General features: G+C 54.9%; 9 protein-coding genes. 1 reads left to right on the top strand and 8 read right to left on the bottom strand.

Features of this window, described 5'->3' with window-relative positions; translation table 11 throughout:
- On the top strand, positions 1-195 hold a 195-nt coding region (locus AC0TNJ_RS16965; RefSeq protein ID WP_473771781.1), incomplete at its 5' end, for a hypothetical protein.
- A gap of 12 nt (positions 196-207) precedes the next feature.
- Here the strand turns inward: AC0TNJ_RS16965 and AC0TNJ_RS16960 are convergent.
- The 8 genes from AC0TNJ_RS16960 to AC0TNJ_RS16925 all read right to left on the bottom strand — a co-directional run bounded on the left by AC0TNJ_RS16960 (position 208) and on the right by AC0TNJ_RS16925 (position 9,514).
- On the bottom strand, positions 208-891 hold the full coding sequence (locus AC0TNJ_RS16960) for an FkbM family methyltransferase (protein ID WP_473771780.1): 684 nt from the start codon (positions 889-891) through the stop codon (positions 208-210).
- 117 nt (positions 892-1,008) lie between these two features.
- Positions 1,009-2,988, bottom strand: a complete 1,980-nt coding sequence (locus tag AC0TNJ_RS16955) for a putative bifunctional diguanylate cyclase/phosphodiesterase (protein ID WP_473771779.1) — start codon at positions 2,986-2,988, stop codon at positions 1,009-1,011.
- Positions 2,989-2,996: 8 nt separating this feature from the next.
- A complete protein-coding gene (locus AC0TNJ_RS16950) occupies positions 2,997-3,503 on the bottom strand; it encodes a molybdopterin-dependent oxidoreductase (protein ID WP_122001011.1) in 507 nt (168 codons plus the stop codon).
- 303 nt (positions 3,504-3,806) lie between these two features.
- The gene (locus tag AC0TNJ_RS16945; protein WP_473771778.1) at positions 3,807-4,922 is read right to left on the bottom strand and encodes an anhydro-N-acetylmuramic acid kinase; all 1,116 of its coding nucleotides are present in this window, start codon (positions 4,920-4,922) and stop codon (positions 3,807-3,809) included.
- 9 nt (positions 4,923-4,931) lie between these two features.
- Positions 4,932-5,966: a serine hydrolase domain-containing protein gene (locus tag AC0TNJ_RS16940; protein ID WP_473771777.1), complete on the bottom strand. Its 1,035-nt coding sequence runs from the start codon at positions 5,964-5,966 to the stop codon at positions 4,932-4,934.
- A gap of 4 nt (positions 5,967-5,970) precedes the next feature.
- Entirely contained in the window at positions 5,971-7,719 is a 1,749-nt protein-coding gene (locus AC0TNJ_RS16935; RefSeq protein WP_473771776.1) for an ABC transporter ATP-binding protein, read from the bottom strand.
- Entirely contained in the window at positions 7,716-8,555 is an 840-nt protein-coding gene (locus tag AC0TNJ_RS16930) for an ABC transporter permease (RefSeq protein ID WP_473771775.1), read from the bottom strand. Before AC0TNJ_RS16930 ends, AC0TNJ_RS16935 begins: the two co-directional genes overlap by 4 nt.
- Complete coding sequence (locus tag AC0TNJ_RS16925) at positions 8,555-9,514, bottom strand: ABC transporter permease (protein ID WP_122001016.1); 960 nt, start codon at positions 9,512-9,514, stop codon at positions 8,555-8,557. The genes AC0TNJ_RS16930 and AC0TNJ_RS16925 overlap by 1 nt, the downstream gene beginning before the upstream one ends.
- Between the last annotated feature and the right edge of the window lie 13 nt (positions 9,515-9,527).

Genomic DNA, 9,527 nt, shown 5'->3' with positions numbered 1-9,527 from the left:
CCCAACTCTTTCAACCAACTCCAAGGACGCATCAGCCTGCCGCTTGCGGCGCCGCCGCCCTCGTTGTGGCGCCATATAGACCCCACCAAGCAAAACTGTCAACGACCAATCATAACTTTTTTCAAAATTTCTTTCCACAGGCCAACAAACAAAATAAGCCGCTCAGGGCGGCTCATTCCAAAAACAGAAGGTTAAGGGTGCGACGCGCTATTCAGGTTCGTATTCGCGTATACCGTCATCCTTGGCAAACAAGACGCATGCGCCCTGGGAGCCACGGGGATCATATGCATAACCCTTGCCAGCAAGCGCTTGCGTGATATCCCGGATACCCGCCAAGCCATAAAGATGATCGTGCAGTTCGAGGAAGATACGCTCCACGCCTGTCAAATCCGCTTTTTGGAGCAGATCGCACTCAGCACCTTCAATATCCATGACCAAGACATTGATACTGTAACGAGCAATGAATTCATCAATGTTGGCCGAGGACAGCTCTATGACATGTTCATATGGCCCTTGGTTCTCATCCATGGATGACATCCACAGGTCGCGCCGTACATAAAAACGGAACGAGCAAGGCTCCCCCGCAGTGAGAATACCTTGCGAGAGGACGACGTTGTCGAGATCATTAGCATCAATGACACGTCGGGCGAGCGCCGCAGTGGACGGATTAGCCTCGAACGCCCAAACTGTCACGTCTGAGATCTTGGCGATGATAGACGTGATGATCCCAATGCCCGATCCAAGCTCAAGGACACGATCTCCCGGCTTCACCGCCTTGAAAATCGACCGTGCTTCCTTGGCTTCATAGCTGCCGCTCGTCAAAGCCCGCCAAATAACCGGCGAAACCTCGTCTGACGTAATCGGTACGTGTATCCCGTGTACTTCCAGCAATTCCTAAGCCCCAATTCCCCAGCATCAGAACATTATGTTCGAACGAACAGATTGCGATGCGATTAAGTATGAGCATAAACTGATTTGCGTCTTTGAAGCCAGTTCCATGCGAAGCTATCATTCACGATGTGAAACCAGGTCGACTGGCTTCACGTGCTGCCGACCGCGACCGTGAAGATGCCTGAGCTTTGATGCCGGCATCGGCTTGCCTATCAGGTAACCTTGGACCTGATCGCATCCCAACCGTTTGAGGCATTCGAACTGCTCCTCGGTTTCGATGCCTTCCGCAATTGTTATCATTCTGAGGCTGCGCCCTACCCCGGTTACTAGTTCGACAATCGCAAGTGCATCTGGTCGGGTTGTCACATCGCGCACGAAAGTGCGATCAATCTTGATCTTGTCAAAGGGGAAGCCGCTGAGACTGCCAAGCGATGAATAGCCCGTTCCGAAATCGTCCATCGCGATCTGGATGCCGAGTGCTTTCAACTGGCGTAGCGTACTCAAGGTCTGCTCGTTTTTATCCAGCAAAACTGATTCCGTGATTTCAAGTTCCAGCCTATTCGCGCCAAGTCCGCTTTTCTCCAGCGCATCAATGACGCTCTGAATAAGGTTCAGACTGCGAAACTGAACGGGAGAGAGATTGACGGCGATCTTGAGCGGCTTGTTCCAATGGGCAGCTTCCAGACAGGCAGTCTTCAGCACCCAGTCTCCAAGAGCATGAATAAAGCCGATCTTTTCGGCAACGGGGATAAAGTCGACGGGCGAAACAGAACCTCGGATCGGGTGGGTCCAGCGGAGCAAGGCCTCATAACCGCATATCTCCCGTGTTATGGTGCAAGCCTGCGGCTGATAATAAACTTCCATCTCACCGTTCTCCAACGCTTTCTGAAGATCGGCTTCGATTGACTTCTTTTCCCGCAAACGTGTTTGCATCTGCGTCTCGAACACACTTGCATGGCCAGGCCCGAGCGCCTTTGCTTCGTAAAGCGCAAGATCGGCATGCTTGAAAAGCTCTTCCGTATCCGGCTCGCCCTGAGAGATTGCGACACCGACACAAGTTCCAATTTTTATCTCCAGCTCGCCTACATGATAAGGCTGGCTGATGGCTTTCATCAGGCGGTCTGCAAGCTCCAGGGCTGCTTCACCCCGCAGCCCTGTCGAAAGGAGAGCAAATTCGTCTCCCCCCAACCGACATACCATATCGCCCCGTTCGCCGAGCTTGGTGAGGCGCCCGGCGACCGCCTGCAGCAATGCATCCCCGACATCGTGCCCAAGTGTGTCGTTGACGTCTTTGAAGCCATCGAGATCCAGAAGAAGAATAATCGCCGATGGACCGCCAGATTGCGCAGCCTCAAGCCTTTTTTGCAAATCCTGCCGGAAGAGAACGCGATTGGGCAAACCGGTCAAAGCATCATGATGAGCATCGTGCTCGAGCCGGAAATTCTGAGATTGAAGTTCACCTGTCGCCAGCCGGAGGTCGCTCGTCAGGCGTTGCATGCTGCCATGCGCCCGATCAAGCAGCTTGTTATGGCGAAGCAGAAGAATAACCAGCACCACGCCGCAAAGTATGAGGCCAGCCGCTAAACCGGTGTAAATGAGATGTAACTGGCGAACTTCGGCCTGTGCGGCATCGATAAGCCCTACGTCATATTCGACGGCCGTTGATGCAAGCGCTGTCATCGGTCCATCAAGTATACTCATTGATTGCAGAATCGTTTTGATGCCGTCTACATCCAACTTGTCCAGCTGACTATCAAGCGCATGCAGAACATCGCTTAGTTTCAAAAACAAAACGCGATGTTCCGGGTCGTCCTGAATGAAAGATCGCAGATTGCCCTGTTGCAGCAATTCCAGCCGACCCAACATGATATCAAGACGAAGCCGTAATTCGTCGCGGCTTTCTTCGTTCATATTCAGGGCATACCCAGCCAGAACGTGCTCGAGCCGCATATATTCAGACACCGTCTGCCCTATGGCCCAGGAGTCGTTATAACGGGAGAATTTCTGAAGCGCAGTCTGTCGTTCGGCAATGACATAGGCGATATACGCCGTCGCCACTACAAAACAACAGATAATGACGCCTAGAATCCGTCTCACACTTGCCTCTATTCAACTATCAGCTTGGCAACTTGCCAGGCAGAACGTGTGTAATAGGTCTGAGTTTGGAGCTGTGGGTCGCTGTCATAAGGGTAGATTATAAACAATGGTCCTTTGTCGCGAACCGGCATGTAATTCCCATCCCGCTTCATGGCAAGAATGACATTGAATCTTTTGAAGTCGTCCAACGGCAACGAGCTGACGTAATCGTTCAAAGCAACAGCGGTCACCTTCGTTCCCTTCGCGCCGACAAGCGACATAAGCTTGTCCATCGATACGCCTTCGAAACGTACGCGACCGTCATACCAGGGATTTGCCGTTTCCACGGTCACCAATCCAACTGATTCCAGCATGTCCCGATCAAATTGGGCCGTATCGCCAACATTCGTATTCGAGATTTTGCCGGATATGACGAGAATTGGTTTACCCGTCGGCTTCGCCAGGGGGTCGGCGGCTGCCCCGGACAACCAGGCGAGGGGCAAGACCAGACAGAAAAGGGCCCGGATGAGTTTCATTGCATTCTCCATGTTAAATTAAACCATTAAATAGAAATGCCTAAATCAACGTGAAGATTGCACGGAATTTGTACCTTTTCATGCTTATCTGCAATAAATTGAAATATCAAAAGCGCCCATGATGCAACGTAACTTCGTATGGCCGCAGTAGGCGACCCTCGCAAATATTAGATATCTTTTATATAATAGCCACGTTTAACATGCCATGCCTGATAATCAGTTGAGGTTCGAATGTCCGCCCTAACCAAACAGGGCAACGTAATGACGTTGCCCTGTAGAAAATAGCCGACCGGAATCCCTAATTCAGCCTGCCATTTCTCCCCCCGTCATTGGCTTCGGCACACCCGTTGTGCTTGGAAAGCTGATGGGTAGTCCGCGCAGAACCCGGACCGCGAGAAATGCAAAACACTCCGCTTCCACGGCATCCCCCCGCCAGCCAAGCGTTTCAACAGGAACGAGTTCCACTTTCGCACGCTCGACCAGCATACGCATCATCGTCGGATTGCGGCGACCTCCTCCGCTCACAGCCAGCCGTCGCGGCCGGCGCGGCAGTATGTCCAGCGCCTTGCCCACTGCTGAGGTTGTGAACGCAGTCAATGTCGCCGCGCCATCTGCATCATTCAGGCCATCCGCCATCGCATCGGTAAAATCGAACCGGTCGAGAGATTTGGGATATGGCGCGGTGAGATAAGGATGCTGGAGCAATCGGGCCAGCCGAGCCTCGTCTACCGAACCTTTTGCTGCCAGCGCTCCGTCCCGGTCCATCTCACCCAATCCGCGCGACTTCATAAAGTCGTTAAGAGGCGCGTTGGCTGGACCGGTGTCGAATGCCACCAGCGTGTCACCACCGTCCCACCAGGTAATGTTACCGACGCCGCCCAGATTAAGAATCGCGGTATTCCCGCTGTCATCGGCACTGCGCAGCAAGGCAGCATGATATACCGCAGCGAGCGGCGCACCTTGCCCACCAGCACGAATATCTGCTGTCCGGAAATCATAAGCGACCTTTGTTCCCAACAATTTGCTCATTAGCTTTCCATCGCCAAGTTGCCGGGTATCGCCCAACCGGTCTCCTTGCGGCGCACGGTGCAGCACCGTTTGGCCGTGAAAACCAACAACGCCGATTTCCGTCATCGACAGTCCGCTCTCCTCTACCAGTTCACGCACCGCTGCAGACTGCGCGCGCGTCAGCGCTTCTTCAGCCTCGGCAAACACGGCAGGCTCCGGACCTTCGAAATTCCAGAGGCGGGCTTCGGCCTGCGCCTGTTCCAGAAGATCGCGAATCGAGCGCGAATAAGGTTTCAACGCATAGGCGCCAAATTCAGCGATGGTTTCACCGTCGGTTTTCAGGAGGGCAACATCGATGTTCCCATCGAGAACAGTGCCGGTCATAAGACCTACGGCCCATATTGGTTGCATAGACGTCTCCTATCCCAATGAAATTGCGTCGCCGACGCTCTGCCGCAGCGAAAGAATACCGCTGTCGAAATGGCGCGTCGGGTGAATGCGGTTCGTGAGCAGGGTCCATGCCCTGCCCGCTTCAAAATCGATCCACAAGCCCGTTCCCGTGAAACCGGTATGGCCGATCGTGTCCTTTGAATTGAAATTGCCGCCCGACCAGCCGTCATAAGGCCGTTCCCAGCCATGTGTCCGGGTAGCCGATAGTGGCTGGCGCATCTGTTCGATAACGTTTCGCGACGCGCCGCTGCCATCAAGCAAACCAAGCGCAAAGTCGAGTATGGAGGCCGCGGTCCCGAACAGACCCGCATGAGCCGCCCCCTGCAGCGCCGAACAATTATCGTCGTGTACCTCGCCACACAGCACCCGATTCCGCCAAGTGCAATTTTCAGTTGCCGCACTTACTTCCGGCTCCGCCGAAAATGCAAAGCCTTCGCCGGGATCCATCTCGCGAATGGTCTTGCCGTAGAGCCTCTCCAACGCAAAGCCAAGCAAGATGAAATTGATATCCGAGTAAACCGGTTCGCATTTGCGCCACTCGCGCTGCAGAACGAATGCACGCAACAGGTTCGGATCGCGCCCGTAGGTATATATCGGTTCGACTGACGGAAAGGGCGTCTGATGACCAAGGCATTCACGGAACGTGACCCTGCGCTCCCACGCGTCGTTGTCATATTGACGAAGATCAGGAAGCAACGTTGTCAATGGCGCATCAAGATCAATGGCGCCTTCCTCGGCTAACGCCAGAATGCGGGGAGTGGTGAAAATCACTTTTGTCAGCGATGCAAGATCGAACCAGGTATCCGTTGTCATCGCGCGCCGGGCCGAGATAAGCTGGGCATGACCTGTCGCCCGGACAGCCCGGTTTCCGGAGAGATCGACCATCCCAAGAACCCCGCCAGGAATACGACTGGAACGACATGCTTCCATCAGCAAAGCGAAAGCTCTTTCGAAACGAGCCGTGAAGGCCGTATCGACAGGAAGGCCACCTCTTGATTCTGCCATGTGACTACGCCTCGGTTCGGGCCATATGGTCATGGCCGTATGTCTGCCACTGTGCCGGAGCCGGCTCATAACCCAAGGGGCGAACGAGCGACGGCACTTGCCGTGTGTCCAGGCTGAAATGTTGATTGCGACGATCAATACTTGGAACAGCAGAAATCAGCCGCTTCGTATAGGAGTGTTTCGGCGCAGAAAGGACTGCTCCGGCATCGCCGATTTCCACGATCTGCCCGGCATAGACGACAGCAATCCGGTGGGCGATGCGTTCCACTACTGCCATGTCATGCGACACGAACAAGTAAGCAAGGCCACGCTCTTTCTGGAGATCGATCAGCAATTCCAGAACTTTGGCCTGCACTGAAACATCGAGGGCTGAAACAGCCTCGTCCAGCACCACCACGGAAGGATTGAGCATCAATGCCCTAGCGATACAGAGCCGCTGGCGTTGCCCGCCCGAGAACTCATGTGGGTAGCGATCCAAGCTGTTGGCGGGCAGACCAACGCGTTCAAGCAATTGCAGCATCTTCTGCCGCGTCTCCGGCCCGTCGCGCCCGCCAGCCGCGATCACCGGCTCGGCAAGGATACTCTCTATACGCAGACGCGGATTGAGCGATGCGTAGGGGTTTTGGAAAACCATCTGTACCGAAGATGTGTCCCGGGCATCGCTGGTGCCAGTTGCACCGATTTCAAGCTTCCCGCGTAAAGCTCTGACAAGTCCGAGAATGGCTCGCGCCGTTGTCGATTTTCCAGAACCGCTCTCCCCCACAATCGCCAGCGTTTCACCGGGAATGAGATCAAGATCGACGTTCTCCACCGCATGCACTGCCCCCAGCCTGCGACCCAGAAAACCGCCTTTGACCGGAAAACGGACCGTCAATCCTTCCACCGACAGGATTGGTTTTGCTCCCGATAGCGTTGTGCGCACGCTATCGTTTCGCACCGCTTTCCCACTTTCAAAATGCGGTACAGCCTTCAGGAGATGTTGTGTGTATGGATGCTGAGGACGGTCGAGAACAGCGCTCAGCTGTCCCTGTTCAACCGCCTTACCATGCTGCATCACCATGACCTTGTCGGCCATTCCCGCGACCAGACCAATGTCATGCGTGATGAAGATCATCGCCATGCCGGTTTCGCGTTTCAGCTCTGCGAGCAGTGCCATGATCTGCGCTTGTACCGTAACGTCAAGTGCGGTTGTTGGCTCGTCGGCGATCATGAGACGCGGATTGCAGGCAAGCGCCGTTGCAATCATTACCCGCTGTAACATGCCGCCGGAAAGCTGGTTCGGACAGTATTTAAGCCGTCGTGCGGCATCGGGAATACGCACGCGATCAAGTGCGTCCTTGGCAGCAGCCGCGGCCTGCCTTCCGGTCAGCCCGCGATGGAGACGGAACGATTCCTCAATTTGTGTCCCGATAGTGAGCACAGGATTAAGCGACGTCATCGGCTCCTGAAAGATCATGCCAATTTCGGCGCCGCGGATTTTCGTCAGCTCGGCTTCTTTCGCAGTGGCTAGATCAATCGTGGTGCCATCGGCGCGATTCAGCTTGATCGTCCCGTCGATGATGCGGCCACCACCAAAATCCACAAGTCGATTGATCGACAGAGCCGTTACAGATTTTCCGGAGCCGCTTTCTCCCACAATCGCCAGCGTTTCTCCGGCAGCGAGATCAAAACTCACACCGCGCACGATCTCGTTGGCTTCGGGATTGCGGCCGAACCCCACGCGCAGATTCGAGACGGACAAAAGCTCGTTCATGCTGCGACCCTCCGCATTCTGGGATCCAGGATGTCGCGCAGGGCATCGCCCAGAAGGTTGAAGCCGAGAATACCGATCATGATCGCCAGTCCCGGAAATGCCAGCAGCCATGGCGCGGTTTCCATGAGATTGCGCGCATCGGCCAGCATGAGACCAAGCGACGAAGCGGGTGGCTGTGTGCCGAGCCCCAGAAAGCTCAAGCCTGCCTCAGTCAACAGCGACCAGGCGAGCGCCAATGTGATCTGCACGGTCAAAGGGGCTACCAGATTAAGCAGCAGGTGGCGGGAAAGGATATAACGGTTGCTGCTGTGGAACGTACGGGCCGCGTCAACGAATTCGCGTGTTTTGATCGACAAGGCCGGACCACGCACAACCCGCGTGAAAATCGGGGTGTAGACGATGGCGATGGCGGCGATGCTTGTTCCTGTTCCCGGTCCAACAACGGCAATGATAAGAAGCGCGAGCAAGATTGCCGGGAACGCCAGAAGCACATCCATGATGCGCATGACGGCACCGTCCCACCAGCGCCCGAACCATGCCGCAGTCAATCCCAGAACTGTTCCCGCAGAAGCGGCAATGCCGACTGCAGAAAAGCCTACGATGAAGGATTGCGCGATGCCTGCCATCAGGCGGCTCATGACGTCGCGTCCGAAAAGGTCAGTTCCCATCCAGTGGACGCTACTTGGAGGACGCAGCCTGTCTATCCGGTATTGCATCAATGGATCATCCGGCGTGAAACCCAAATAGCCGAGACAGGCTACAATCAGATAGATCAGTACGATGAACCCACCGATACGGCCACTCGGGTGAGCAAAAACGGAACGCAGTATCTGCATCAGTTTTCCCCCAACCGAATGCGCGGATCAAGCGCAACGTAGAGAAGGTCAACCAGCAGATTGACGATCATGAAGTTGAAGGCGATGAAGAGGATGCTGCCCTGCACCAGCGCATAATCGCGCTGCAAAATCGCATCGAGCACCATGCGCCCCAGCCCTGGCAGGGCATAAATCTGTTCAACCAGCACAGCCCCGCCCAGAAGATAACCGAATTCCACTCCGCTCAATGTCACAACCGGGATAAGTGCATTGGGCAATGCGTGCCGCCAGACAACAGAACGGGCCGAAGCGCCTTTGCTGCGGGCTGTGCGGACATAATCATCGCTGAGAACATCGAGCATGGCCGACCGCGATATGCGTGTTACCGACGCCGCAAATGCAAAGCCGAGCGTTACGGCGGGTAAAATCATCTGCAAAAAGTTCTGCCACGGATTTACCCACAATGGCGTAAATTCTCCCATGGTGGGCAACACGCCAAACCCTGCCGACAGAATGTAAATAAAGAGAAGACCAAGAACGAAACTCGGGGTTGACTGGCCAATCATTGCAAAAATGCGCACCGCCAGATCGGACATTTTTTCGCTGCGCGTTGCCGCATAAACACCGGCAGGCAGGCCAACGAGCAATGCGATAATCATCGACATCACCGCCAGTTGCAGAGTCAGCGGAAAACGCTCCAGAATGACTGTTAGCACCGGCTTTCCGAATGTGACCGAGACGCCCAGATTTCCCTGTAGCACGTCACCCAGCCAGCGCCAGTACTGTGTGGTCCAACTTTGATCGATGCCAAAATATTGCGCGAGGGACTGGCGTTGTTCCGGCGTCAGCAACCCTGCCTCGGTTCCGAGCATCGCCGTGATGGAATCACCCGGAACCATACGGATCGAGACGAAGACAAGGATCGACACCCCCAGCATGACCAGAGGAAATGTCAGCAGCCGACGTGTCAGATAATTCATGTCAGATTACTCA

This window comes from Ochrobactrum sp. PL_is483 (assembly GCF_055816855.1).
The sequence above is the reverse complement of the archived record's forward strand: the minus strand, read 5'-3'. Positions and strand labels throughout refer to the sequence as shown.